Below are 25197 nucleotides of genomic sequence, written 5' to 3'. Positions count from 1 at the left end.
CATGGCGATTACGATGGCAGATCCGAACGAGCAAGAGGGCATCGTCCTCACCGAGGCGCAGCTGCGCAGCCGCCGTCGCCGCTCGATCGCGATTGCGCTCGCGCTCGGCGTGCTGGTGGTGCTGTTCTTCGCGGTGACCATGGTGAAGGGTCCCGCGGTGCTGAATCGGCCGATGTAGAGACGCGATGCAGGACAGGGCGAAGCAGACCGCAATGGAGACAACCGACCAGATCGTTCCGGCGACAGCGCCGGCCGCGCCGCGCCGCGGCCTCGGCCGCGATGCGCTGGTCGGCGGCATCTGCGGCGCCGTCGTGGTGCTGATGGTCGGCGCGTCCTATGCCGCCGTGCCGTTCTACAACTGGTTCTGCCGCGCCACCGGCTTCAACGGCACCACGCAGGTCGCGACCGCGGCGCCGTCGTCGGCGCCGCTGGCGCGCCGGATCGGCATCCGTTTCGATGCCAATGTCGCCGGCGGGCTGCCGTGGAAGTTCGAGCCGGAGAAGACCGAGATCGAGGTCGCGATCGGCGAGGTGGTCACGGTCTACTACAAGGTCACCAACCAGGCGGCGCGCACCACCATGGCGCAAGCGGCCTACAACGTGACGCCGCTGACGTCGGGCGCCTATTTCCAGAAGATCAACTGCTTCTGCTTCACCGAACAGACCATGGCCCCGGGCGAGACCCGTGAGATGCCTGTCGTGTTCTACGTCGATCCGGCGATCACGGCCGATCACGAGAATGACGGGCTGAAGACGATCACGCTGTCCTACACCTTCTATCCCGTTCGCGACGCCGAGCCCAAGCCGATCGCCGCGGGCGAGCCGGACAAACCGCGGGGCAACCTGTGACCGCGCGGACGTCCGATATCCGGGGACCATTGCTGTTGAACGACACCGTGCCGGCGCGACCGGCATCGATCTGGGGAGAGACCTGACATGGCTGAGGCGCACGCCAAGCATCACGACTACCATCTCGTCGACCCGAGCCCCTGGCCGTTCGTCGGCTCGGTCTCGGCCTTCATCATGGCGTTCGGCGCGATCGGCTGGATGCACAAGATGTTCGGCGCCGCGCCGGTCGTGTTCGGCATCGGCACCATCGGCGTGCTCTACACCATGGCGAGCTGGTGGGGCGACGTCATCAAGGAAGCGCAGTACAAGGGCGATCACACCCGCGTGGTGCAGCTCCATCACCGCTACGGCATGATCCTGTTCATCGCCTCCGAGGTGATGTTCTTCGTTGCCTGGTTCTGGGCCTATTTCAATGCCGCGCTGTATCCGAACTTCGAGGTGCAGGCCACCCGCGACGCCCTGTTCGGCGGCGTCTGGCCGCCAAAGGGCATCGAGACCTTCGATCCCTGGCATCTGCCGCTGCTCAATACGCTGATCCTGCTGACCTCGGGCACCACGGTGACCTGGGCACACCACGCGCTGCTCGAGGGCGACCGCAAGGGCCTGAAATACGGCCTGATCCTCACCATCCTCCTGGGCGCCACCTTCACCTGCGTGCAGGCCTATGAGTACAGCCACGCGACGTTCTCGTTCGCCGGCCACATCTACGGCTCGACCTTCTTCATGGCGACCGGCTTCCACGGCTTCCACGTCCTGGTCGGCACGATCTTCCTGATCGTCTGCCTGGCGCGTGCCTATGCCGGCCACTTCACGCCCAAGCAGCATCTCGGCTTCGAGTTCGCCGCCTGGTACTGGCACTTCGTCGACGTGGTCTGGCTGTTCCTGTTCATCTGCATCTACGTCTGGGGCCACGGCGCCGAGGCGATGGCCCACGGCGCGCACTGAAGCTGGCGCGCACCGCTTCCGCCGAACGTGCTAAGAAAGGGCGGCCGTCGGGCCGCCCTTTCTCGTTGCGGCGGCGCCCGGCGGTTGATCGAAATGTGATCCGCTCTCGTCGCCTCCGGTTGTATCACCATGAGGCGTCGCCCGGCCGCCCAGGGGGCAAGACACCATGACCACCCATCCGCCCGTCACTTTAGCCCAGACCGTCCTGCGCGGGCTCGCCTGCCGCTGCCCGCGCTGCGGCCGGGGCAAGCTGTTCGACGGCTTCCTCAACCTGCGCAAGCGTTGCGAAGCCTGCGATCTCGACTACGCCTTCATCGACACCGGCGACGGTCCGGCGATCTTCATCATGATGCTCGCTGGCGCCATCGTGGTCGGCGCCGCCCTGATCGTCGAGGTGAAGTATCAGCCGCCGTTCTGGGTCCACGCCGCGCTATGGGGACCGCTGATCCTGGTGACGACGCTGCTGCCGCTGCGCGCGATGAAGTCGCTGCTGATCGCCCTGCAATTCCATCACAAGGCCGCCCCCGGCCGCCTGGTGGACAAAACGCCGCGATGAGGGACTTAACTGATCGCCGCCGGCGCGGTGCGCTCCCTCCCCCCTTGTGGGGGAGGGGTGGGGAGGGGGGTAGCTCCGGCGGCAGTCTTTGTGGGGCTACCCCCACCCCCAACCCCTCCCCGCAAGGGGGAGGGGAGCGCACCGTCTGCGCCGGCAGAGCGTGCAGCCTGTCGTTGGCGGCCCTGCAACAATGACCTCGACCCGCCCCAACACCTCATCTCGCGCCTTTGCCGCCTTCACCCTCGTCATGGTCGCACTGTTCATCGGCCTCGGCGTCTGGCAGTTGCAGCGCCGGGCAGCGAAGCATGCGCTGATCGCCGCGCTCACCGATCGCGTCGCCGCTGCGCCCGAGCCGCTGCCGCCACAGACGGAATGGCGCACGCTGACGCCGGAGCGCGACGAATTTCGCCGCGTCAGCTTCACCGCCACCTACACCAGACTGCCGGATGCCATGGTCTACAGCGCCGGCTCGGCCGTGCGCGAGGACGTCTCCGGGCCGGGCACCTGGGCGTTCCTCCCGGCGCGCTTGCCGTCCGGCGAGACCGTCGTGATCGACGCCGGCTTCGTCGCCAACACGATGCAGGAACGCAGCGTCCAGGATCGCCAGGTGGGCAAGCTCGTCACCGGCGCCCCCGTGACCCTGACCGGCTATCTGCGTTTCCCGGAAGCCGCCGGCCTGCTCACCGCGGCGGAAAATCACGACAAGCGCCTGTGGTTCACCAGGGATCATCAGGCCATGGCCAACGCCCTCGGCTGGGGAGAGGTCGCACCGTTCTACATCGATCTGGAATCGCCGGTGCCCGACAATGGCATTCCCAAGCCCGGCCCGCTGTCGCCGCATCTGCGCGACGAGCACATGCAATACGCGATCACCTGGTTCTCTCTGGCCGCCGCGTTGATCGTCGCGTTCGCGGTGTGGGCGCGGGGCCGGCGCGCGTCGCGTCGATGACCCCGTAGCCCGCGAAACGGCGCTTGACTTAGAGCGCGCTCGAACCCGTAGCCTGCCGGGCGTCGTGAATGGAGATGAGCGCGCATGAAGATCGGCGAGCTGGCGAGGCAGTCGGGGCTCACGCCCCATACCATCCGCTACTATGAGCGGATCGGGCTGCTGCCCAGGGCCGATCGCGATCATGCCCGCCAGCGGGACTACGACGCATCGATCCTGACCTGGATCGAATTCCTCGGCCGTCTCAAGGCCACGGGAATGCCGATCCGGGACATGCTGCGCTATGCCGAGCTGCGCGCGGGCGGCGCTGCCACGGAGCCGGGCCGACGCCGGCTCCTGGAGCGCCATCGCGACGCAGTCCGGGCGCGCGTCGCCAGCTTGCAGGATTGCCTTCTCGTTCTCGACGCCAAGATCGCCGGCTATGCCGGCGCGAACGAGAGGACGAACGATGATGACGCAATCAACGCCCAGCCAAACCACGACGATGAGCCCGATACCGGGCGGCAAGCAATCGGGCGCCAACAACGATCAGGATCGGCTGGCGCGCGGCCGGCGCGCGCTCGATAGCATCGACGGCGAGGCCGGCCACAATGTGATCGCGGCGCTCGCCGACATCGCGCCGGATTTCGCGACCTACGTGATCGAGTTTCCGTTCGGCGACATCTATTCGCGGCCCGGCCTCGATCTGCGCAGCCGCGAGATCGCGACCATCGCGGCCCTGACCGCGCTCGGCAATGCCAGCCCGCAGCTCAAGGTTCATATCCATGCGGGCCTCAATGTCGGCCTCAGCCGCGACGAGATCACCGAGGTGATCATGCAGATGGCGGTCTATGCCGGCTTTCCCGCCGCGCTCAACGGCCTGTTCGCGGCCAAGGCCGTGTTCGCCGAGGCCGACGTCAAAGGCGTGGAGGCCGCCCAGGTCTGAGCGGCCGCCGGGTCACTCGTAGCCCGCATGAGCAACGCGACATGCGGGACCGGTGCCGACCCCGCATGTCGCTGTTGCTCATGCGGGCTACGGTTGCGGGCTACGGCTTGGTCCCGATCGACCGCACGCTCCCCGAGACCTTCACCGGCGCACCGGCCGATCCGTCGAGATCGACCTGCAGGCAGCAGGGCACGCCCATGTCCTCGCCCTGCCGGATCACGATCGGCCCCTCGGCCGCCCAGGCGAGCTCGTGCAGATACCCGGCAGACGACGATCGTCAACATTTCTACCGAACGCATTGAACCGCGCGATGACGGCGGAGCGGGAGGCTGGTTCAGAGCGCCACCATGCGCTGCGCTCCCGCGCCGGCGTCCGTAACGCCGCCGTAACCCGGAGCCGCGACCATTGCTGTGCCAACAACCGGTTTCGCGCACGGGCCAAAACCATTATGGTGCCGGACCATGTTGCCGCCAGGCGGTTCCGATTTCGAATTCAATCAACGGGTTATGGCCTGGTGACGCAGGTCAGGAGAGCGGTTTGACGCGCTATGTTTCGACCCGCGGGGAAGCCCCCGCGCTCACCTTCTGCGATGTGATGCTGACCGGGCTCGCCCGCGACGGCGGCCTGTACGTGCCCGAGACCTGGCCGCAGCTGACGCCCGAGACGATCGCTTCGTTCTTCGGCCGGCCCTATTGGGAGGTCGCGGTCGAGGTCATCAAGCCGTTCGTCGCCGGCGAGATCTCGGATGCCGAGCTCGGCCGCATGGCCAACGAGGCCTATGCGACCTTCCGCCACCCCGCCGTGGTGCCGCTCGACCAGAGCGCAGCGCACCAGTTCGTGCTGGAGCTGTTCCACGGCCCGACGCTGGCGTTCAAGGACGTGGCGATGCAGCTGATCTCGCGGCTGATGGACCACGTGCTGGCCAAGCGTGGCGAGCGCACGACCATTGTCGTGGCGACATCAGGCGATACCGGTGGCGCGGCGGTCGAGGCTTTCGCCGGCCGCGACTATGCCGATCTGATCGTGCTGTTCCCGCATGGCCGCATCTCCGAGGTGCAGCGGCGGATGATGACGACGTCGGGTGCAGCCAACGTGCATGCGCTGGCGATCGAAGGTCATTTCGATGACTGCCAGGCGATCGTGAAGGGCCTGTTCAACCATCACGGCTTCCGCGATTCGGTCAGGCTGTCGGGCGTCAACTCGATCAACTGGGCGCGCGTCGTCGCCCAGGTGGTCTACTACTTCACCTCGGCGGTCGCGATCGGCGCGCCCCACCGCGCCGTCGACTTCACCGTGCCCACCGGCAATTTCGGCGACGTCTTCGCCGGCTATGTCGCCAAGCGCATGGGCCTGCCGGTGCGCACGTTGCGCGTCGCGACCAACGTCAACGACATCCTCGCCCGGACGCTGACGACCGGCATCTACGAGGTGCGCGAAGTGCATGCGACGGCTTCGCCCTCGATGGACATCCAGGTGTCATCGAATTTCGAGCGGCTGCTGTTCGAAGCCGGCGGCCGCGATGCCGGCACCGTGCGGCGGCTGATGGACAGCCTCAAGCAGTCCGGCCGCTTCGTGCTGCCGGATGCCATGCTGGCGGCGATCCGCGCCGATTTCGATGCCGGCCGCGCCGACGAAACCGAGACCGCGGCGGCGATCCGTGCCGCCTTCCGCGAGGCCGGCGATCTCGTCGATCCGCACACCGCCGTGGCGCTGGCTGTAGCCGATCGCGACGGCACGGATCTGTCGGTGCCGAATATTGTTCTGTCGACCGCCCATCCCGCCAAATTCCCCGATGCGGTCGAGGCCGCCTGCGGGATGCGGCCGCACCTGCCGGTGTGGCTCGAAGGGCTGATGAGCAAGCGCGAGGACATCAGGATCATGCGGAACGACCAGGCCGAGGTGGAGAAGTTCATCCGCTCGGTCAGCCGGGCCGCCAAGCAGGGAATTGCATGATGGGTGTGGAAGTCACCAAGCTGCCGACGGGGTTGACGGTCGTCACCGACACGATGCCGCATCTGGAGACGGCGGCGCTCGGGGTCTGGGCCGGCGTCGGCGGTCGCGACGAGAAGCCGGACGAGCACGGCATCTCGCATCTGCTCGAGCACATGGCGTTCAAGGGCACGACGACGCGCAGCGCCCGCGAGATCGTCGAGACGGTCGAGGCGGTCGGCGGCGATCTCAATGCCGGCACCTCGACCGAGACCACGGCCTATTACGCCCGCGTGCTGAAGGCGGACGTGCCGATGGCGCTCGATGTGCTCTCCGACATTCTGGCCAATCCGTCATTCGTGCCGGAGGAGCTGGAGCGCGAGAAGAACGTGATCGTGCAGGAGATCGGCGCGGCACAGGACACGCCCGATGACGTCGTGTTCGAGCATCTCAACGAGCTGTGCTTTCCGGACCAGCCGATGGGCCGCTCGCTGCTCGGCACCGCCAAGACGCTGGAGGCGTTCGATCGCGACAAGCTGCACGGCTATCTGTCGACGCATTATCGCGGACCCGACATGGTGGTCGCGGCCGCCGGCGCCGTCGATCATCAGCGGGTGGTCGAGGATGTGACGAAGCGATTTGCCAGCTTCAATGGCGGCCCGGCGCCGAAGCCGCTGCCGGCGACATTCGGCAAGGGCGGCTCACGCGTCGTGCACCGCGATCTCGAGCAGGCGCATCTGACGCTCGCGCTCGAGGGCGTGCCGCAGGCCGATCCGTCGCTGTTCTCGCTGCAGGTGTTCACCAACATCCTGGGCGGCGGCATGTCGTCCCGGCTGTTCCAGGAGGTGCGCGAGAACCGGGGGCTCTGCTACTCCGTCTACACGTTCCACGCGCCCTATAGCGACACCGGCTTCTTCGGCCTCTACACCGGGACAGATCCGGCTGACGCGCCCGAGATGATGGAGGTCGTGGTCGACATCATCGGCAATGCGGTGGAGACCTTGAGCGAGGCCGAGGTCGCCCGCGCCAAGGCGCAGATGAAGGCCGGGCTGCTGATGGCGCTGGAGAGCTGCAGTGCCCGTGCCGAGCAATTGGCGCGGCATATCCTGGCCTATGGACGGCCGCAGACCTTGCAGGAGATGGTCGCCAAGATCGAGGCGGTCAGCGTCGAGAGCACGCGCGATGCGGCGCGAGCGCTGCTCGCACGCAGCAAGCCGGCCGTCGTCGCGCTCGGCACCGGCAGGGGTCTGGACACAGCGGTAACTTTCGCCGAAGGTCTGACCGGTTCGAGATCGAAGGCCCAACTGCACTGAACGTGGTGCGGCTCGGTGCGGTCTTCGCATTGAATTCCGCCAGGACTCGGCGCCGGAGATCTGGGGTGGGTCGGAGCAGGCTTCGACCCGGAAAGAGCAGGGGGAGCATCACAGATGGCCCTGTTTCGCTTGCCATCCAACGGACCGGCTGCGCTGGCTCCGCGCGGCCAGGGCCTGCTGCTGCGCGCGCCGCAGATGGCCGATTACGCGCAATGGGCGCGGCTGCGCGAGATCAGCCGCGACTATCTCACGCCCTGGGAGCCGATCTGGCCGTCCGACGACCTGACGCGCTCCGGCTTCCGCCGCCGGCTGCGCCGCTATGCCGAGGACATCTCGGCCGACCGCTCCTATCCGTTCATCCTCTTCCGCGAGCAGGATGGCGCCATGCTCGGCGGCATCACGCTCGCCAATGTCCGCCGCGGCATCGTTCAGGCCGGCACCATCGGCTACTGGATGGGGCAGCCGTTCGCGCATCATGGCTACATGACGGCGGCGCTGCGGCTGCTGCTGCCGACCTTGTTCGGCGAGCTCAATCTGCACCGGGTCGAGGCGGCCTGCATCCCGACCAATACGCCGTCGATTCGCGTGCTGGAGAAATGCGGCTTCACCCGCGAGGGCCTGGCGCGTCGCTACCTGTGCATCAACGGGGTCTGGCAGGACCATTACCTCTATGGCCTGTTGCACGAGGATTTCCGGGGGTAGCAATCGTGATCGGGATGGCCGCGGGAGAGGCCGATCGGGGCTGGTTCCGGCCTCTGAATTGGGTATAGACGCCTGGGCTGGGCGACCGAGTTGCCGGGGATATCAGACGATGCGAGAGACGAGCGTGATCAGGGTTGGGACGTTGGCAGCCGTGCTGCTGGCCTTGGGAGCCGCGGGCGCGGCGCCGCCGGCGGCCGCCCAATCGCTGACCGACCGCTTCAAGAGCCTGTTCGGCGGCGGCTCCGACAACAAGGGACAGGAGAACTTGCCGGCCGGCGGCGGACCGCAGGCCGATCCGACCGAGGGCCTGACCTGTCCGCCGGTCAGCATTCGCGCCGGCGCCTCGACCTACGCCGTGGCCGCGCCCGGCAAGCAGGCGGTCGGCAATGACGTCCGGTTCCAGGCGTCGATCACGAAGACCGCGCGCGAATGCAATCTCAACGGGGCCGAAATCATCGCCAAGATCGGCATCCAGGGGCGCATCGTTGCCGGACCGGCGGGCGCGCCGGCGAGCGTCGACATTCCCATGCGCATCGCCGTGGTCCAGGGCGGCATCGGCGAGAAGGTGATCGCGACCAAGTCGTATCGCACCACGGTGCAGATGACCGAGGACGGCAGCGTGCCGTTCACGATCGTCGCCGAGGACATGGTCTATCCGGTCCCGCCGCCCGGCGCCAATGCCGACAATTACGTCTTCTACATCGGCTTCGACCCGCAGGCCCTGACCCCGGAGCGGCCGCACGGCAAGAAGCGGAGGTGAGGCGAGTGAACGACGGCGAGGCCGCGCTCGGCACGTCCGGGGCTGATGGCCTTCAACGCAAAAGGCCGGCGCGATGAAATCGCCCCGGCCTTTTGAAGATTCTGGATCAGATGGACTGCCGCTCAGTTCAGCTTGCGGCCGACTTCCGCGATGCCTTTGGCCACGAGGTCTTCGCCAAGAGCGCCCTTGACCGACTGCGACAGCACGGTCGCGGCGGCCTGGACGGCGGCATCCGCCGCAGCGGACCTGACGTCGGCGAGAGCCTGGGCCTCGGCGAGGGCGATCTTGCTCTCGGCGGCCTTGGTGCGACGGACGACGAAGTCTTCCATCTTGGCCTTGGCCTCCGCCGCGATGCGCTCGGCTTCCGCCTTGGCGCTGGTGATGATCTCCTCGGCCTCACGTTCGGCACTGGCGCGGCGGGTCTTGTAATCGGCGAGCACCTTGGCCGCCTCTTCCTTGAGCCGCTTGGCCTCCGCCAGCTCGTTCCTGATGCGCTCGGAGCGATTGTCGAGGGCCTTCAGGACCGTGCGGTGGACACCGAGATAGGCGAACAGGCCCATCAGGATCACGAAGGCAATCGCAACCCAGGTTTCCGGATCAGCAAGCAAATGCATCAGGCTGTTCCCTTCAACGAAGCATCGACCGCAGCCTCGACCGTCTTGGCCGCAGGGGCCTTACCGGTGAGCTGCTTCACGATCGCGCTGGCTGCGTCTGCGGCGATGCCGCGGACATTGCTCATTGCGGTCGTGCGCGTGGTGGCGATGGACTTCTCCGCCGCCGCGAGCTTGGCTGCGAGGCTGTCTTCCAGCGCCTTGCGCTCGGCGTCCGAAGAAGCCGCGAGCTTCTCGCGGGTCTCGGCTCCGATCGCCTGGGCACGGGCACGAGCCGTCGCCAGCTCGCTTTCATACGCCTTCATCGCGGCTTCGGATTCATCCTTCAGCCGCTGCGCTTCAGCCAGATCGCCGTCGATCGACTTCTGGCGGGCGTCGATGACGGCCCCGACCTTCGGCAGCGCCACACGCGAGACGATCACGTACAGCGCCACGAAGGCGATCACCAGGGAGACGATCTGGGAGGGAAAGGTTTCCTTCTGGAAGGGAGGGAAACCATGCCCGCCATCGGCCTCAGTATGGGCGCTTGCGGTGCCCTTGGCCTCGCCGCCCTTGGCCTCGCCATGACTTTCAGCCACGGGCTTCTCCTGTCCGGCTCAGGCCGTCTTAGACGGCGTACAGCAGGAGCAGCGCGATCAGCAGCGAGAAGATGCCGAGCGCTTCGGTCACCGCGAAGCCGAAAATCAGGTTGCCGAACTGGCCCTGGGCAGCCGACGGATTGCGCAGAGCGGCCGACAGATAGTTGCCGAAGATGATGCCGATGCCGGCACCCGCGCCACCCATGCCGATGCAGGCAATGCCCGCGCCAATGTACTTCGCTGCAACCGGATCCATGAAACGAACTCCTTTGAGGGGTTTGGTAGAGAGGGCCGGATCAGTGGCCCGGATGGATAGCATCGTTGAGATAGATGCAGGTGAGGATCGTGAAGACGTAGGCCTGGAGGAACGCGACCATCAGCTCGAGGCCGGTCAGCGCGACCGTGAGGCCGAGCGGCAGCAACGCGCCGACCTTGCCGACGAAGCCGAGCGCGCCGAGCATGGTCACGAAGCTCGCGAACACCTTCAGCGTGACGTGGCCGGCCAGCATGTTGGCGAACAGACGGACGCTGTGCGAGATCGGGCGGGAGAAGAAGGAGATGATTTCGATCACGACCACCAGCGGCAGGATCACCGCGGGGATGCCGGACGGCACGAACAGCTTAAAGAACTTCAGGCCGTTCTTGTAGAAGCCGTAGATGATGACCGTCAGGAACACCAAGAGCGCCAGCGAGAAGGTGACGATGATGTGGCTGGAGACGGTGAAGGTGTAGGGGATGATGCCGACGATGTTCGAGACGAAGATGAACATGAACAGCGAGAACACCAGCGGGAAGAACGTCATGCCGTGCGAGCCGGCGCTGGTTCTGATGGTGTTGGCGACGAATTCGTAGGACAGCTCGACCACCGACTGGAACCGGCCCGGCACGAGCGCGCGCCCGGCCGCCATCATCATGACGGCGATGAGCACGACCGCGAGCAGCATGTACGCGGACGAGTTCGTGAAGGTGATCTCCTGATTGCCGATGTGGCCGATCGTGAAGATCTTGTTGAGATGGAATTGGTGGATCGGATCGATCATCCGCGTGGCGTCTCAGTTGTTCACCGGCCACGCCGGCGCTTTGCAATTCACTCGACGATCTTCCGCGCTGATCTCACTGGCGGGGCCTGTCGGGAGCTATGCCTGCGGATCTCACCACGTTCAACACGCCGGCGGCAAAGCCGAGCAGGAAAAACACGATGAAACCGAAGGGCGATGTCGACAGCAAGCGGTCGAAGCCCCAGCCAAGCAACGCGCCGACGAGGACACCGGCGATCAACTCGGACGACAGTCGCAGGCCACGCGCCATGGCCGAAGCCCGGGCTGCAGTGTCACCGCTGCCGTTTCCAGGTTGATCAGCCCCGATCTTTCGGCCGTCGCGAATTTCGGACAACCGTTGGTCGAGACTTCCGAGCCTTGCGGAAAGCGCAGCCTCATCGGGCGACTTGTCGCGATCCTTGTGTCCGCTGCTCTCGTTCGTGTCATCCGCCATGTGCCATCCGCCACGTGTGGAGACCCGACCCGGTGCCGCGAGTTTCAGGAATTAGCGCCCCATCGCCCTTTAAAGCCGGGCGGACCATACTGACCGCATCCCCCCAAGTCAAGATTGCGTGTTGAACTGTTAGATGCCTGAATTTACACGTTTTCTCGGCTTTTTCGTCAGATCGGTCGCGCGTGTCACCGCGCCGCATCAACAGTGTTGTGTGCGGCTGCGATCTTGCACCCGTCAGGACCCTCTGATCAGCTCTCGCTGAGCTCCAACCGACACGGGAACCCGCATGGCGCGCCAGATCGACTACTATTTCTCGCTGCAGTCGCCATGGGCCTATATCGGCCACCGGCTGTTCCGCGACATCGCCGCGAGCCACGGGGCGACCGTCAACCTCAAGCCGGTCATGCTGGTGGATCTGTTCGCCGAGACCGGCGGGCTTCCACTGGCCAAGCGCCATCCGGCGCGGCAGCGCTATCGCATCGTCGAGCTGAAGCGGTGGCGCGACAAGCGCGGTCTTGATTTCCACATCCAGCCGAACAACTGGCCCTTCAACGCCCGGCTCGCCGACGGCGTCGTCATCGCGGCGCAGCAGGCCGGCCTCGATCCGGAGCCCTATCTGCAGCGCGCCTTCCCGGCCATCTGGGAGCAGCAGCTCAATCTTGCGGATGCCGAGGTGATCGCCGGCTTGGCCGATGCAGCCGGACTGCCGGGCCGCGATCTCGTGACGCAGGCGGCGACGGACATGGTCGGGGCGGCCTACGAGCAGAACCGGCAGGACGCGATCGCGGCCGACGTGTTCGGCTCGCCGGCCTATGTGCTGGACGGCGAGATCTTCTGGGGGCAGGACCGGCTCGAGCTGCTGGCGGACGCGTTGAAATCCGGTCGCTCCGCCTATACGTCCGAAACATAGGTGCGGCCTGTGGCAGGGGATCGCACCTGGGGCAACGTCATGGCCGCGACACAATGTCGGCGTGCATGGCGGCGGTTGCGAATGCGCCTGGGAGAGCCAGCCATGAGTCTCACGAAGCCCTACCGGCCGCCCCTCCTCGCGCTGTTGGCGTTGAGCTGCCTGGGCGGAGAGGCGTTTGCGATCGAGGACACCGCGCCTGACGGCGACAAGGGACGCTACACGATGTCGACGACATCGGATGGCGTGATCCGGCTCGATACGAGGACCGGTGCGGTCTCGATGTGCAACAACAGCGGTGGGTCGGGCTTCGCCTGTTACGCGGTGCCCGATGAGCGCGCCGCGCTGGATGCCGAGATCGGCCGTCTGCAGGCGGAGAATGAAAAGCTCAAGGGCCAGCTCGCGTCGCGCGACCAGAGCATCTCCGGCAAGATCGATGAGCCGCTGCCGAAAGATCAGGCGCTGCCCAAATCCGATCAGTTGAAGAAAGTCGAACCCAAGACGGGGGACAAGCCCGGTGAATCGAAATCCTCCGATGCAACGCGCAAGCTCGAGATCCCGCTGCCCAGCGACCAGGACATGGATCGCATGATGGGGTTCCTCGAACAGGCTTGGCGCCGGCTGCTCGACATGGCGACGCGGGTGCAGAAGGACGTCTCGGGCAGGATCTGAGACCGCTTCGAGGAGGCTGAACGCATGCCAGCCAGATCGATGTCGCGCAGCGCGCCCTCGGTGAGCGTCATCAACACGATCGTAACCTCGACTCTGACCGTACAGACTTCGGGCCGCGGCTTCACCGATCTCACGCGCGAGGTCGAGGCGTTCCTGCGTGAAGTATCCGCCAGGGAAGGCGCGGTGACCCTGTTCATTCGCCACACCTCGGCGTCGCTGACGATCCAGGAGAATGCCGATCCCACCGTGCTGCACGATCTCGCCACGGTGCTGGCGCGGCTGGCGCCGGAGAATGCCGGTTGGGTGCACGACACAGAGGGACCCGACGACATGCCGGCGCACGTCAAGACCATGTTGAGCGCGGTCTCGCAGCAGGTGCCGGTGCAGGACGGCCGCATGATGCTCGGCACATGGCAGGCGCTCTATCTGATCGAGCATCGCGCGCGTCCGCATCGGCGCGAGGTGGTGCTGCAGTTCATCGGCGCGGCCTGAGGCCATAAAAGAGAAAATCCCTGGCGCAAAAAGCGGAACGGCCGCGGAGCGATCCGCGGCCGTTCGTCGTTGGAAGCAGATGCGAGCGGGGTGCCGCTCGCCTCGTGATCAATCGGCCTGGATGTCGACGTCCTTGGTCTCCGGCAGGAAGATGAAGCCGACGACCGCGGTGATCACGGCGAACGTGATCGGGTACCACAGGCCGGCATAGATATCGCCGGTCGAGGCCACGATTGCGAAGGCGGTGGCGGGCAGCAGGCCGCCGAACCAGCCGTTGCCGATGTGGTAGGGCAGCGACATCGAGGTGTAGCGGATCTTGGTCGGGAACAGCTCGACCAGCATCGCTGCGATCGGGCCGTAGACCATGGTGACGAAGATCACCAGGATCAGCAGCAGACCGATGATCGCCGCGACCTGCGGACGGAAGATGTCGAACGGATGCGCCATTTTCACGATCGTCGGGTTGCCGGCCTTCGGATAGCCGGCCTCGCCGATCGCCGCCGTCAGCGCCGGGTTGCTGGTCTTGGCGTCGGTGTAGGGCACTTCCTTGCCGTTGAAGGTAACCTTCACGCCGGAGCCGGCCGGACCGTACACGGTCGAGTACTTGACCGAGGACTGGGCCAGGAAGGCGCGGGCGGTGTCGCAAGGCGCGGTGAAGACGCGGGTGCCGACCGGGTTGAACAGATCGCCGCAGCCGGCGGGATCGGCCACCACTTCCACCTTCGTCGCCTCGATCGCCTTCTCCAGCGCCGGGTTGGCGTTGGTGGTGATCATCTTGAAGATCGGGAAGAAGGTCAGCGCCGCGATGAGGCAGCCGCCCATGATGATCGGCTTGCGGCCGATCTTGTCGGACAGCATGCCGAACACGACGAAGAAGCCGGTGCCGAGCAGCAGCGACCAGGCGATCAGCAGGTTGGCGGTGTAGCCGTCGACCTTCAGGATCGATTGCAGGAAGAACAGCGCGTAGAACTGGCCGGTATACCAGACCACGCCCTGGCCCATGGTGGCGCCGATCAGGGCCAGCAGCACGATCTTGGCGTTGCCCCAGTTCGCGAACGCTTCCGTCAGCGGCGCCTTCGAGCTCTTGCCCTCGTCCTTCATCTTCTGGAACACGGGCGACTCGTTGAGGCGCAGACGGATCCAGACGGAGACGCCGAGCAGCAGCACGGACACCAGGAACGGAACGCGCCAGCCCCATTTGGCGAAGTCGGCCTCGCCGATGATGGTGCGGGTGAACAGGATGACCAGCAGCGACAGGAACAGGCCCATCGTCGCCGTGGTCTGGATGAAGGAGGTGTAGTAGCCGCGCTTGCCCATCGGCGCATGCTCGGCGACGTAGGTGGCCGCACCGCCATACTCACCGCCGAGCGCGAGGCCCTGCAGCAGGCGCAGACCGATCAGGATCACCGGCGCAGCGAAGCCGATGGTCTCGGCGTTCGGCAGGATGCCGACGATGAAGGTCGACAGACCCATGATCAGGATCGTGACCAGGAAGGTGTATTTGCGGCCGACGATATCGCCGATGCGGCCGAACACGATGGCGCCGAACGGGCGGACCAGGAAGCCGGCGGCGAAGGCCAGCAGCGCGAAGATGTCGCGGGTGGCCGGCGGGTAGGCGCTGAAGAACTGCGCGCCGATGATCGAGGCCAGCGATCCGTAGAGATAGAAGTCGTACCACTCGAACACGGTGCCGAGAGAGGAAGCCAGAATGACGAAGCGTTCGTCCTTCGTCATGCCTCCCGATCTCGCTTGTGTGGCTACCATTGTCGACATCGGCATTCGCTCCCCATGATTGTTGTGATGATGGCTTTCGCCTCCGCATGCCGGACTTGGACGGCGCAGGTCGCGGAGACCTTGGCCTTCAGTAACATTGCAGTGAAACCCGCCCCAATACGACTTTCGGCTCTGCCCTCTGCGGCGCGCGGGAAAGATGGGGACATTGCGGCGGATCAAGTTCGGTGAAAGGCCGTCGCGTTACCGATGTTGCGTTGCACAAGGTTCGGATTAACCGCCTTCCCTGCAAGTGGAATTGGACGCTTGCATGCAACCGGTGGCCGGGCGAGTATTTCCGGAAAACCGGGCGCGTGCAGTTGCAGCATGTCGTCGGTCTCGCAAGGTCAAATCTGGATTCATGGCGGCTGCCAGCACCCATCTCGTCATTGCCGATGATCACCCGCTGTTCCGCAACGCTTTGCGGCAGGCGGTCGCGAGCGTGCTCGCGGAGGCCGTGGTCGACGAGGCCGGTTCGTTCGAGGACCTCACCGCACTGCTGGAAAAGGATTCCGAGGTCGATCTCGTACTTCTCGACCTCACCATGCCCGGCATCTCCGGCTTCTCGGGCCTGATCTATCTGCGCGCGCAATATCCGGCGATCCCGGTGGTCATCGTGTCGGCGAGCGACGACGGCGCGACGATCCGCCGCTCGCTCGATTTCGGCGCGTCCGGCTTCATCCCGAAACGGTTCGGCGTCGATACGCTGCGCGATGCCATCAAGAAGGTGATGGACGGCGACGTCTGGGTGCCGCCCGACACCGACCTCGCCGCCGGGGCCGATCCGGAGATGACGAAGCTGCGCGACCGGCTGGTCACCTTGACCCCGCAACAGGTGCGCGTGCTGATGATGCTGTCGCAGGGCCTCCTCAACAAGCAGATCGCCTACGAGCTCGGCGTCTCCGAGGCGACCATCAAGGCGCATGTTTCGGCCATCCTGCAAAAGCTCGGCGTCGAGAGCCGCACCCAGGCGGTGATCGCGGCCGCGAAGATCGCGGGCAGCGCTTGGCGACAGGACACGCCGACGGGGAAGTAGGCGACGGGAAAATCTGGATGAGCCGTCATTCCGGGATGGTCCGAAGGACGGGGCCCGGGATCTCGAGATTCCGGGCTCGGCTCTGCGAGCCGCCCCGGAATGACGATACCCCGCAGCTGTCTGCCGGAGGCGCGATTGGCCGGCGCTTGATGCCGCCTTGCAGTGTATGTGGACAGCGTCCATTCCGCACGCCTTCTGCTTCACTCGCGACACACCTTCACGGCCTCGCGGCGCACAGCGCGTCCGAGCTTTGCCAATCATCGGCCCTCTTGAAGATAGAGGGCGCAGGGAAGGCCGGGCGCTGGCCGCGCCCGTGGCCCGCCTGCAGAAAAAAAGCAGGCGGCAGTCACCACAGGTCTGGCCGAAACACCCGGCCTTCCCTGCGCGATGGCTTTAACGGCTGCTCCGCGCTCTCCTCGGGGACCGGCTTTCTTGCCCCCGTCATCCGCAACACCGTCGTCACGGATTTGGCATCAGCAACGGGATGCCAGGACCACACGGCTTGACCGTGCGCGCCGGATCGTTCGTCGGCATGCCAAAGCACGCTGCGACCCGACGCGCCCACCGCATCCCGCGCCCCACGTTCGTGACGATCGCGAAGCGCCCCTCATGGCGGGCACGGGATGGCGCGACTCGTAGCATGATTTCTGGAAAAAAGAAACAAGATTTTGGGCCAGCGAGAGCAGGAGATTCTGATCCAGTTGACGTGACAAGACGAAATCAAACTCCGTCGCAAGTTGCATCGGACGTGCGAGTGCCGGTGCAGCATGCTCAAATCCGGAGACGTCGTCGCCGGTCCAGTCACACTCCACTCATTCGGCGGAGACAGCTGGTGCACATGCTCCTCCGGGCAATGCGTGCATCGGCAACCAAGGGAGATTTTTCAGGGTCGATTGAGCAGAACGAATGCCACAGCGGTGAGACCAAGCATGCACGCCGCCACCGCGGCGAAGGCCGTCGCGTAGGCGTGCGGGTCGTCGCGCTGCAGCAGGGCGCCGATCAGCGCGATCCCGAACGCGAAGCCGATCTGTCGCATCGTCACGCAGATGGCCGATGCCGTCGCGGCACGATCAGGTGGTACGGCCGAAACGGCCGCAGCCGTGATCTGCGCGTTGAACAACGCGCAACCGCTGCCGCCGATCAGCAACGCGCCGACGACGGCCCAGATGGCCAGCGTCGTGCGGAGGTCGTAGGTCGCGAGCGCGAGCAGGAGATCGGCTCCGCCCACGATCGCGAGCCCACCTGCGAAGTACCAGCGCGCCGGCAGCGTCGCGGCCAGCTTGGCCCCAATGGATGGAAGCAGCACCATGGGCACCGTCAAGGTTGTCAGCAGAAGGCCGGTGGCCGCCGGGCTGAGTGCCATGGGCCCGCGCGCCATTTGCGGCAAGTGGACGAGAAGGGCCCAGAATCCGATCGAGCCAGCGATGGGGACCAGGCACATCGCCACGAATCGTGGCGAGCCGAACAGCGCAAAATCGAACGCGGGCGCAGCGTGCCGCCGCTCGATGCGGACAAAGAGCGCGAAGGCGGCGATACAGCCGCCGAGCACGGGAGGCGTTGCAATGAGGCCCGATCCTTCAGGGCCATGATCAGCCAGCATCAGGAACGCGAGCAACCCGACGCCCAGCGCAAGTGCCGCGGGCCCGGCCCAGTCTAGTGGCGCAGATGTCCTTGAAGGGCAATGGTTGCTGGCGGTTCGACCCGTCAGCAGCACCAGCGCGACGCAGATGGGGATGTTGATCCAGAACACCCACGGCCATCCCAGCGTCGCCGCAATGAGCGCGCCGAGCGGTGGCCCGGCCACCATCGACGCGCCGATGACGGTCCCCGATATGCCGAAGGCCCAAGCCCGGCGAGAGCCAGGGTAGGCGGCGGCGACGAGGGCCGACGCAGATGCCGTCAGCGCAGCGCCGGCAATCCCCTGAAACACGCGCCAGGCCAAGAGACCGAACAGGGTGGTCGCGGTCGCGCATAGCGCCGACGCGAGGGCGAAGAGAATGGCGCCGGTCATGAACACGCGCCATCGCCCATACCGATCGGCGACCGGGCCTGCCAGCGGAAGCGCAAAGATCAACGCCAGACTGTAGACGTCGATCACCCAGGCTTGCTGCGCAACGTCAGCGGACAGGCTGGATGCAATGTCCGGCAACGCCGCCGAGAGCGCGGTGAGATCGAATTGAAACAAGAAGCCGCTCATGCATGAGGCGATCAGCGTCGACAGGGCGCTGCCAGTGGGCTGCGAAGCTGCGGTCGTGCTGTGACTTGGATGATAAGATGCGGGTGTACGCTTCGTAGAAGGTGCGTTTGGCATGCGGCTTTCATGCCTCACCACCTCCTGCCAACGCGAATGATCGTTCCTCAAAGCGGCATGAATCTATATCATGCTCCTGGAGAACGAGCCCGATGACCCGACGCCTGCCGCCCTTCCGCCCGCTGATTGCGTTCGATGCGGTCGCTCGCCATCGCTCCTTTACGCGCGCCGCCGACGAACTGGGCGTGACACAGAGTGCGATCAGTCATCAGGTCCGCCGTCTGGAAGAGTTTTTCGGCGTGCAACTCTTAAGGCGACTGAATCCCGGGATCGAACTGAGCGAGGACGGCGCGAGATTGCAGGGCGAGCTTGCAGGCCTGCTGGATGGGATCGCGGGCCTCGGGACCAGTCTGCGTCGTCGACCTGGCCGGCAGACGCTGCGCTTGGGGGCCGGCTCGTCGTTGGCCGCGTGGTGGCTGGTTCGCCGGCTGAGAGCCTTTCGCGCGCTCCATCCGGACATCGAGATCGATTTCGTGCCCGTCGAGTCCGAGGCTGATGGCGAGCCGCCGCTGGACGTGCGGATCTTGTGGACCACACTCACCGAGTCCCGCGCCACGTCGGTGCAAGCACCACTGTTTCGCGAGCGTGTCTTTCCGGTCTGTGCGCCGTCGTTGCTGCCGCAGGCGAGGCCGCTGTCGGACCCCGCGGCGCTGCTCGACCTTCCATTGATCCAGAAGCGCCATACCCCGGGCGAGTGGAGTTGGTCCTACTGGTTCCAGAAGCTCGAGATCAAGCGCGCCGAGCCGCGCGGTCTCGTGTTGGGAGACATGGGTCTTTGTCTAACGGCCGCCGTGGAAGGAGCCGGCGTTGCCATTGGACGCTCCCTGCTCGTCGCCGATGCGATCAGCGACGGGCGTCTCGTTCCTGCACTTGCAGCCGCTCCAGACGTGCTCTCGACTAAGGTTCACATTGCACGTTGGAGCCCGGAACTCATTGGAGATCGCAACACGAAGGTTCTGGTCGGCTGGCTCGCTGACGCCGCCGAGGAGACGAGCCTCGGGGTGTTCGCCGATCGAAATCTCACCTAACCGGGCTGCGTCCGAAGCCCTGCACGAGTCGGCAGCTCTCTGATGAGGTCGCCAACCTCCTGCTGCGCCAACCGCAATTCTTACATCTTCTGCAGGTTGATCCAAAAGTCCGCCGCCAGCTGGTCGCGCAGAAACTCCGAGCAGCTGCCACGCGCGACCATGGTCCCGCACGCTACTCCGCCGCCACCATCTGCTGGATCCGCCACTGGCCGAGCAGCGCCCGCAGCGACGCCGGCTTCAGCGGCTTGTTGAGCACGGCGATGTTGTCGTCGCGGGCGGCGGCGCGGACGTGGGGGCTGCGGTCGGCGGTGATCAGGATCGCGGGCAGCGCCTCATTGAAGCGGCGGCGGATGTCGCGGATGGCGGCGATGCCGTTGCCGCGGTCGAGGTGATAGTCGACGAGCAGGCCGGTGACGGCGCCGTCGCGTGCCGCGATCGCCTCCACCGCGGACTCCGGATCAGGGACGGCGATCACCTCGGCGTCCCACGCCGTCAGCAGCGTCTTCATGCCGTCGAGGATCGCGGGATCGTTCTCGATGCAGACGATCAGGGCGCCCGCGATCGGCGTCGTTGCCAGCGGGGTCGCGGTGGTGACGGCGGCGGTGTGGTTGATCGCCTTGGCGATCGGCACCGTCACTGAGAACACCGAGCCGCGGCCGGGCCGCGAGTCCAGCGCAATGCCGTGATTGAGCACACGCGCGATGCGCTCGACGATCGACAGCCCCAAGCCGAGGCCGCGCGCGATCCGCGCGCCCTGCTCGAGGCGGTGGAATTCCTTGAAGATCTCGCCACGCTTGACCGGGGGGATGCCGACGCCGGTGTCGTAGACGCCGATCTGCAGCGACTGGCCGTGGCGGCGGCAGCCGACCAGCACGCGGCCCTTGGGCGTGTACTTGATGGCGTTGGAGATGAAGTTCTGCAGCAGCCGGCGCAGCAGCAGGCGGTCGGATTCGACCGGCAGCGACGACGGCACGAACACCAGCTCCAGACCCTTGGCGCGCGCGGCCGGCGCGAACTCGATCTCCAGCGAGCGCATCAGGTCGGCCATCTTGAAGCTCGAGATCGAGGGCGTCATCGCGCCGGCGTCGAGCCGGGAGATGTCGAGCAACGCGCCGAGAATCTCCTCGATCGCCTCGAGCGAGTCGTCGATGTTCTCGACCAGGCGCGAATCCTCGCCCGCCGTCTGCCGCTCGACCAGGCTCGTCACGTAGAGCCGCGCCGCGTTCAGCGGCTGCAGAATGTCGTGGCTGGCGGCGGCGAGGAAGCGCGTCTTGGAGATGTTGGCGTCCTCGGCGGCGCTCTTGGCCAGCGCGAGCTCCGAGTTCAGCCTTGTCAGCTCCTCGGTGCGGTCGCGCACGCGCTTCTCCAAGGTCGCATTGGCGCGCTCCAGCGCTTCGGCGGCCTCGAACGAGGGCGTCACGTCGGTAAAGGTGATGACGAGGCCGCCATCCGGCATGCGGTTGGTGCGGACCTCGATCACCATGTGGCGGTCGGCGAGGCGTTCCAGATAAGGCTCGCCCTCGGTGGTGTAGGCGGCGAGTCGGCGCGCCAGCAGCGCCTCGCTGTCCTCATAGGTCGGCGCGCCGATCGTGCCCATGAATTCGAGGATTTCCTTCAACGGGCTGCCGATCTGCACCAGATCCGGCGGCAGCCCGAGCAGGTCGACGAACTGGCCGTTGGAGCAGATCAGTTGCAGGTCGGCGTCGAACACCGCGATGCCCTGGCGCACATGGTTCAGCGCGGTCTGCAGGATCTCGCGGTTGAAATGCAGCGCGGCATGGGAATCGTCGAGCAGCTTCAAGGCGGCCTTGGCCGACACCGTGCGCTTGCGCAACAGCAGCGACATCACGAGGCGCGACGACGCCGCGCCAATCGAGGAGGCGATCAGGTGCTCGGCATGGCGCAGCAGCTCGAAATCGGCCGGCGCGGCCGGATCGAGCGGGAGGTTGCGCTGGGCGGCGAACGCCTCGAACGAGGCGCGAGCGCGGTCGGGACCGAGATATTGGCCGACCGTGCTCTGGATGTCCTGCACCGTCACGGTCGAGCGCCAGCGCCGGAAGCTCGGCGCACTCGGCGTCAGCTCGGCCGGTACGAAGATGTCCGCCTGCAAGAGCTCGATCGACGACGGCTGCCGCGCCAGCGACAGCACGATGTAGGTCAGGAGATTGAGCGACAGGCTCCACAGCACGCCATGCAGCAGCGGCGGCAGATCGGTGCCGAGCAGCGCCTGCGGCCTGAGTGCCTCCAGCCCGAACGGGCCGTGCTGGAGAAACAGGATGCCCGCGGTCGAGGTGTCCAGGAAGCTCGGGATGAACAGCGTGTAGAGCCAGACGGCGAAGCCGACCAGCATGCCGCCCATGGCGCCGCGCGCGGTCGCGCGCCGCCAGAACAGACCGCCGAAGAAGCTCGGCGCGAGCTGCGCGATGGCGGCGAACGACAGCAGACCGATCGCGGCGAGCTGGGTGTTGCCGAGCGCGCGGTAGTAGAAATAGGCCATCACCATGATGGCGAAGATCGCGATGCGGCGGGTGCCGAGCAGGAAGCCCGCGAAGTCGCGGCCGATCTCGCGCTGCTCCTGACGCTGCAGCACCAGCGGCACGACGATGTCGTTGCACACCATGATCGACAGCGCCACGCATTCGACGATGACCATCGCGGTCGCCGCCGACAATCCGCCGACGAAGACGAGGATCGACAGCCATTGCGAATTGGCCTCGATCGGCAACGCCAGCACATACATGTCGCTGTCGACGGCGCCGAACGGGAAGGTGACGAGGCCGGCGAGCGCGATCGGAATCACGAACAGATTGATCGCGACGAGATAGAACGGGAACAGCCAGCGCGCGCGCGACACCTCGGCGTCGTCGGCGTTCTCGACCACGCTGACATGGAACTGGCGCGGCAGCAGCATTGCGGCGCAGAACGACAGCAGGGTCATGGTGAGGAAATTGCCGATGCCCGGCACATATTCCAGCGCGCGCTCGGCCTCCGGCGATTTCATCGCGCGCTCGATCAGCTCGACCGGCGAGAACATCCAGAAGGTGACGAAGGCGCCGGCGGCGATGAAGGCGACGAGCTTGATGATCGACTCGGTCGCGACCGCCAGCATCAGGCCATGCTGATGCTCGGTGGCGTCGGTCTGTCGCGTGCCGAACAGCACCGCGAAGACGGCCATCGCGAGCGTGACCATCAGCGCCATGTCGCCGACGATCGGGATGTGGGCGAAGGCGCGGTCGTCGATCAGGATGGTCTGCAGCGAGGAGGCGACGGCCTTGAGCTGCAGCGCGATGTAGGGCACCGAGCCGATGATCGCGATCAGCGCCACCGTTGCTGCGACCGCCTGGCTCTTGCCGTAGCGGGCGCCGATCAGGTCGGCCACGGACGTGATGTTCTGCGACTTGGCGAGCTGGATCACCCGGCGCAGCAGCGGCGTGCAGGCGCCGACCATCAGGATCGGCCCGAGATAGATCGCAAGGAAGTCGACGCTGGTGCGCGAGGCGAAGCCGACCGAGCCGAAGAAGGTCCAGGAGGTGCAGTAGATCGCCAGCGACAGCGGGTAGATCAGCCCAGCCAGCCGGCCACGGCTTTCCGCCGGCCGCCGTTCTCCGGTCCGGTTGCCGCGGCTGGCGACCAGGAACAGGAAGCCGATATAGCCGAACGCGGCTGCGATCACGCCCCAGTCATGCAGCATGGCCTTCGCGAACTCCTCGATCGCTGCGCCCCGTGAATTGGCTGCGAACTTAGCGCTTTGCGAGAGGCGGGGCGATAGGGATGTGGCGAGGGACGCAGGGAACGAGGAGGCGTCGTTAAGGGCGGCGCGATGTATCGCTTCGACGGCGGCGGTCCGTTCCATATCCAGACGGATCGGTGGAGTCGTGACGATCTGAGCCCGTGTCTCGCGGCGTGGCCGGTCAGCTCCCCTCCCCCTTGCGGGCTACGGGATGCCCGAAAGCGATTCCAAGCGATTTCTGGATGTGATTCAAAGTTTTCGACCGGTTCGGTGGAGAGCTTTGAATGTCATTTGGCGATATTCGAGTTGCGGAGCGGGCTGACTGGCTGATCGAACGGGTGGCGACAGCAGGCACGCTGGTCTTGCGGAAGTTGGGGGAGACGCGAGCCGGCGAGAAGGCCATTCACCGATTTCTGTCCTCGCACCACGTCTCGGTCGATCGGATCGTCGAGACGCTGGCGGCTCGGACTGCGGCTCAATGCGTGGGACGGCGTATTCTGGCGATCCAGGACACGAGCGAGATCAATTTCTCCGGCCGTGACAAGAAGCGGCGCGGCTTCGGTCCTGGCGGGGACGGAAAAACACCCGGCTTCTTCATCCATCCCGTGATTGCCCTCGACGTCGAGAGCGAGGCGGTGTTGGGACTTGTCGACGCGGAAATCTGGACGCGCTCAGCCGGACGAGTTCCGGCTCGCCGCAAGCGAGCGATCGAGGATAAGGAGTCGATACGCTGGCTGTATGGCTGTCAGGCGGCTGCCGGCGTCTTATCGGAGGCGGCCAGCGTCACGATGGTCGCCGATCGCGAAAGCGACATCTACCCGTTGTTTACGCGTAAGCCGGAAGGGCTCGATCTGATCGTGCGTGCTGCGCAAGATCGCTGCCTGTCCGATGGCAAAATGCTGTTTGCAGCGCTTGCCGAGACGAAGGTGCTGAAAACAAGCCTCGTCAAGGTGGCGCCGCGCGGCCCCGGCGATAAAGGGCGCGGGGCGACCGTCGAGCTTCGCGCCGGAAGCGTGTCTCTTGCCCGGCCACAGAGCCTGAAACGATCAGAGGCCTGCGATGCCATCGAAATGACTTTGATACAGGCGCGTGAGATCGATGCGCCCGCCGGCAAAACACCGTTGTTGTGGCATCTGCTCACGACCCATTCCGTTGCCAGCGCGGCAGATGCCGAACAGATCGTGCAACTCTATCGATTGCGCTGGCGCATCGAACAGGTCTTCCGTGCTCTCAAGAGCGATGGCTTGGCTCTCGACGACAGTCAGGTCATCGATGCCGATCGCATGTTCAATCTCGCGGCGATCGGGCTTGCTGGCGCTATCCGGACCATCCAGCTTGTCGACGCCAGAGACGGCAGTCCCCGTCCCATGAGCGACGTGATCGACCCGGCCTTCAGACCAGCTCTGGGGCACCTATCAAAAACGCTCGAAGGCAAGACCGCGCGGCAGCAGAACCCACATCCTCCCGATTCCCTCGCGTTCGTCGCATGGATCGCGGCACGCCTCGGCGGCTGGAATTGCTACGGTAAACCACCAGGGCCAAAGACAATGCGAGACGGCTGGGATCGTCTCGCTGCAATGCTTGAAGGCTATCTACTTGCAACCCAAAGCATAAAACCGGGAATCCCGTAGCCCTTGCGGGGAGGGG

The 25197-nt window shown here is 65.8% G+C and carries 25 protein-coding genes; 17 read left to right on the top strand and 8 right to left on the bottom strand.

From position 1 onward, the window contains the following. The first annotated feature begins 1 nt into the window (after position 1). The 11 genes from QX126_RS26560 (at position 2) to QX126_RS26510 (ending at position 8924) form a co-directional block, all read left to right on the top strand. Positions 2-178, top strand: a complete 177-nt coding sequence (locus tag QX126_RS26560) for a CoxF protein (RefSeq protein ID WP_315735877.1) — start codon at positions 2-4, stop codon at positions 176-178. Positions 179-212: 34 nt separating this feature from the next. Beyond that, entirely contained in the window at positions 213-848 is a 636-nt protein-coding gene (locus tag QX126_RS26555; protein WP_315735879.1) for a cytochrome c oxidase assembly protein, read from the top strand. An 87-nt stretch (positions 849-935) separates the two neighbouring features. After that, entirely contained in the window at positions 936-1793 is an 858-nt protein-coding gene (locus tag QX126_RS26550; protein ID WP_315757594.1) for a cytochrome c oxidase subunit 3, read from the top strand. A gap of 166 nt (positions 1794-1959) precedes the next feature. Next, entirely contained in the window at positions 1960-2349 is a 390-nt protein-coding gene (locus QX126_RS26545; protein ID WP_315735883.1) for a DUF983 domain-containing protein, read from the top strand. A gap of 190 nt (positions 2350-2539) precedes the next feature. Then, positions 2540-3298 carry an SURF1 family protein gene (locus QX126_RS26540; protein WP_315784758.1) on the top strand — a complete coding sequence of 253 codons (759 nt, stop codon included), beginning with the start codon at positions 2540-2542 and terminating at the stop codon, positions 3296-3298. Positions 3299-3382: 84 nt separating this feature from the next. Then, positions 3383-3862: a MerR family transcriptional regulator gene (locus QX126_RS26535; protein ID WP_315784755.1), complete on the top strand. Its 480-nt coding sequence runs from the start codon at positions 3383-3385 to the stop codon at positions 3860-3862. Beyond that, positions 3780-4220, top strand: a complete 441-nt coding sequence (locus QX126_RS26530; protein ID WP_315784753.1) for a carboxymuconolactone decarboxylase family protein — start codon at positions 3780-3782, stop codon at positions 4218-4220. The genes QX126_RS26535 and QX126_RS26530 overlap by 83 nt, the downstream gene beginning before the upstream one ends. 537 nt (positions 4221-4757) lie before the next feature. Next, the gene (thrC, locus tag QX126_RS26525; protein WP_315784751.1) at positions 4758-6173 is read left to right on the top strand and encodes a threonine synthase; all 1416 of its coding nucleotides are present in this window, start codon (positions 4758-4760) and stop codon (positions 6171-6173) included. Next, complete coding sequence (locus QX126_RS26520; RefSeq protein ID WP_315735902.1) at positions 6173-7462, top strand: pitrilysin family protein; 1290 nt, start codon at positions 6173-6175, stop codon at positions 7460-7462. The genes thrC and QX126_RS26520 overlap by 1 nt, the downstream gene beginning before the upstream one ends. A gap of 114 nt (positions 7463-7576) precedes the next feature. Beyond that, positions 7577-8164, top strand: a complete 588-nt coding sequence (locus QX126_RS26515; RefSeq protein WP_315735904.1) for a GNAT family protein — start codon at positions 7577-7579, stop codon at positions 8162-8164. A gap of 142 nt (positions 8165-8306) precedes the next feature. Continuing rightward, a complete protein-coding gene (locus QX126_RS26510) occupies positions 8307-8924 on the top strand; it encodes a hypothetical protein (RefSeq protein ID WP_315737009.1) in 618 nt (205 codons plus the stop codon). 122 nt (positions 8925-9046) lie between these two features. Here QX126_RS26510 and QX126_RS26505 read toward each other — a convergent pair whose 3' ends face one another. The 5 genes from QX126_RS26505 to QX126_RS26485 all read right to left on the bottom strand — a co-directional run bounded on the left by QX126_RS26505 (position 9047) and on the right by QX126_RS26485 (position 11604). Further along, complete coding sequence (locus tag QX126_RS26505) at positions 9047-9538, bottom strand: ATP F0F1 synthase subunit B (protein ID WP_315784750.1); 492 nt, start codon at positions 9536-9538, stop codon at positions 9047-9049. Continuing rightward, positions 9538-10113 carry a F0F1 ATP synthase subunit B' gene (locus tag QX126_RS26500; RefSeq protein ID WP_315717910.1) on the bottom strand — a complete coding sequence of 192 codons (576 nt, stop codon included), beginning with the start codon at positions 10111-10113 and terminating at the stop codon, positions 9538-9540. The genes QX126_RS26505 and QX126_RS26500 overlap by 1 nt, the downstream gene beginning before the upstream one ends. 28 nt (positions 10114-10141) lie before the next feature. Then, a complete protein-coding gene (locus QX126_RS26495) occupies positions 10142-10369 on the bottom strand; it encodes a F0F1 ATP synthase subunit C (RefSeq protein WP_006615622.1) in 228 nt (75 codons plus the stop codon). A gap of 40 nt (positions 10370-10409) precedes the next feature. Then, positions 10410-11153: a F0F1 ATP synthase subunit A gene (locus QX126_RS26490; protein WP_315735910.1), complete on the bottom strand. Its 744-nt coding sequence runs from the start codon at positions 11151-11153 to the stop codon at positions 10410-10412. Positions 11154-11226: 73 nt separating this feature from the next. Beyond that, entirely contained in the window at positions 11227-11604 is a 378-nt protein-coding gene (locus QX126_RS26485; RefSeq protein WP_315784748.1) for an AtpZ/AtpI family protein, read from the bottom strand. Positions 11605-11890: 286 nt separating this feature from the next. Between QX126_RS26485 and QX126_RS26480 the strand changes: the two genes are divergently transcribed. The 3 genes from QX126_RS26480 (at position 11891) to QX126_RS26470 (ending at position 13675) form a co-directional block, all read left to right on the top strand. Next, complete coding sequence (locus QX126_RS26480; RefSeq protein ID WP_315735914.1) at positions 11891-12514, top strand: 2-hydroxychromene-2-carboxylate isomerase; 624 nt, start codon at positions 11891-11893, stop codon at positions 12512-12514. 102 nt (positions 12515-12616) lie between these two features. Next, on the top strand, positions 12617-13183 hold the full coding sequence (locus tag QX126_RS26475) for a hypothetical protein (RefSeq protein ID WP_315773769.1): 567 nt from the start codon (positions 12617-12619) through the stop codon (positions 13181-13183). Positions 13184-13207: 24 nt separating this feature from the next. Beyond that, entirely contained in the window at positions 13208-13675 is a 468-nt protein-coding gene (locus tag QX126_RS26470; RefSeq protein ID WP_315784746.1) for a secondary thiamine-phosphate synthase enzyme YjbQ, read from the top strand. Positions 13676-13783: 108 nt separating this feature from the next. On the opposite strand, the gene QX126_RS26465 is transcribed toward QX126_RS26470, so the two are convergent. Then, complete coding sequence (locus tag QX126_RS26465) at positions 13784-15454, bottom strand: MFS transporter (RefSeq protein ID WP_315735921.1); 1671 nt, start codon at positions 15452-15454, stop codon at positions 13784-13786. Positions 15455-15806: 352 nt separating this feature from the next. Here QX126_RS26465 and QX126_RS26460 point away from each other — a divergent pair, with 352 nt between their 5' ends. Further along, positions 15807-16481, top strand: coding sequence for a response regulator (locus QX126_RS26460; RefSeq protein WP_008961908.1), 675 nt, complete (start codon positions 15807-15809; stop codon positions 16479-16481). A gap of 883 nt (positions 16482-17364) precedes the next feature. Here QX126_RS26460 and QX126_RS26455 read toward each other — a convergent pair. Next, positions 17365-18678 carry an MFS transporter gene (locus QX126_RS26455; RefSeq protein ID WP_315784744.1) on the bottom strand — a complete coding sequence of 438 codons (1314 nt, stop codon included), beginning with the start codon at positions 18676-18678 and terminating at the stop codon, positions 17365-17367. A 206-nt stretch (positions 18679-18884) separates the two neighbouring features. On the opposite strand from QX126_RS26455, the gene QX126_RS26450 reads away from it, so the two are divergent. Next, positions 18885-19820, top strand: a complete 936-nt coding sequence (locus QX126_RS26450; RefSeq protein WP_315784741.1) for a LysR substrate-binding domain-containing protein — start codon at positions 18885-18887, stop codon at positions 19818-19820. Between the two features lie 172 nt (positions 19821-19992). Here QX126_RS26450 and QX126_RS26445 read toward each other — a convergent pair whose 3' ends face one another. After that, positions 19993-23511: a PAS domain-containing hybrid sensor histidine kinase/response regulator gene (locus QX126_RS26445; RefSeq protein ID WP_315784739.1), complete on the bottom strand. Its 3519-nt coding sequence runs from the start codon at positions 23509-23511 to the stop codon at positions 19993-19995. Between the two features lie 323 nt (positions 23512-23834). Here QX126_RS26445 and QX126_RS26440 point away from each other — a divergent pair, with 323 nt between their 5' ends. Next, on the top strand, positions 23835-25181 hold the full coding sequence (locus QX126_RS26440) for an IS4 family transposase (protein ID WP_315781472.1): 1347 nt from the start codon (positions 23835-23837) through the stop codon (positions 25179-25181). The last annotated feature ends 16 nt before the right edge of the window (positions 25182-25197 follow it).

This window comes from Bradyrhizobium sp. SZCCHNPS1003, from assembly GCF_032381555.1.
GTDB lineage: Bacteria > Pseudomonadota > Alphaproteobacteria > Rhizobiales > Xanthobacteraceae > Bradyrhizobium.
This window is presented reverse-complemented; position numbering and strand designations above follow the sequence as displayed.